At 59.9% G+C, this 1,325-nt stretch carries 2 protein-coding genes; both read right to left on the reverse strand.

The window, feature by feature from the left end:
• On the reverse strand, nt 1-821 hold an 821-nt coding region (locus tag ACLBXN_RS24510), incomplete at its 3' end, for an SDR family NAD(P)-dependent oxidoreductase (RefSeq protein ID WP_447613872.1).
• 53 nt (nt 822-874) lie between these two features.
• Nucleotides 875-1,325: alginate export family protein (locus ACLBXN_RS24515; protein WP_447613873.1), on the reverse strand; the 451-nt coding region annotated here is incomplete at its 5' end.

Here is a 1,325-nt window from a genome sequence, read left to right on the forward strand (position 1 = left end):
ACCAACTCCAGCGCGCGCGCCACCATGGGCGTGGCCGTCTGCGCCATGTTCACGGAGTTGATGCGAATGCCGTTGGCCGCATAGTCGATCGCTGCCGAACGGGTGATACCGGTCACCGCATGCTTGCTGGCCACATAGGCCGGTGTACCACCAAAGCCGATCAGGCCGGTGACCGAGCCCACGTTGACGATGGCACCACCACGATTTTGCTTGACCATCTGACGCAGCTCGGCGCGCAGCGACTTGAACATGCCCGTGGCATTGGTGCGCATCACATTGTCCCAGTACTCGTCCGTTGCTTCATGGACTGGAGCAAACAGCAGATGCTTCTGTTTTTCATAGTCGATAGGCGCGCCCGAGTAGACGCCGTCCATGACACCTGCATTGTTGAGCGCGTAATCCAGGCCGCCAAAATTCTGGACAGCGGCCTGCACCATGGCATCGCAGGTGCTGTTCTCGGCAATGTCGCCGGGAACGAACACCGCCTTGCCGCCAGCTTTGACAATGCGGTCTATGGTGCCCTGACCTTCGTCCTTGATCCAGTCCACGCCCACCACATTGGCACCTTCCCTGGCAATACGGGTTGCCGCCAGCGCCCCCATGCCGCGCGCGCAGCCGGTGATGACAATGGTCTTGCCCTTGAAACGATTGGGAATGTAGTAGTCGGGATCGATGGGCTTGATATCCACGGTTCCCAGGCCCTTGCCAGGGTTGCCGGTTGCGCCCTGCACAGATTGGGCAAACACAGTACCGGATGCGATGGCCATGGCGCTGGCCATGCTGATGCCCTTGAACAGATCTCTGCGGTCAATATCCGTCATGGAATCTCCTTTGCTTGTTGATGGAAAGTGGGATGAGGATGGGGTGGTCGGCATCAGTAGGCATAACGCATGAAAACCATGGTGCTCCACCATTTCTTGCCCGGTGTGCCCAACGCCTGGCTCACGGCCCGGCCGGGGTCGGTCACAGCGATATGGCCGTGTATGTAGAGATGGCGCGACCAGAACACCTTGGCCGTCAGATTCAGCTCCTGGCCATAGTCCTTGGAGCCCAGCATGGACAGAGCCGGGTTGCCGCCGATGTTGAGCAGGGAATCGGCCTTGAACCGCCAGTACTGGGCTACCAGCTCCAGCTTCTGATGGGGGCGCATGCGTAGCTGAACCCGGTGCGCGTTGACATTGCCGATCTGCACCACCTTGAAATGATTGATGCCCTGCACCCACTGCTCGCCGTTGCCGCCCGAGAGCAGCGGATCCCAGCGTTCATAGCGCGAAGTGCCGGGGTCATCGCCTGAAAAATGAGAATAGCGGTAGCTGAGCGTGGGC

It is taken from the genome of Comamonas sp. C24C (assembly GCF_053345995.1).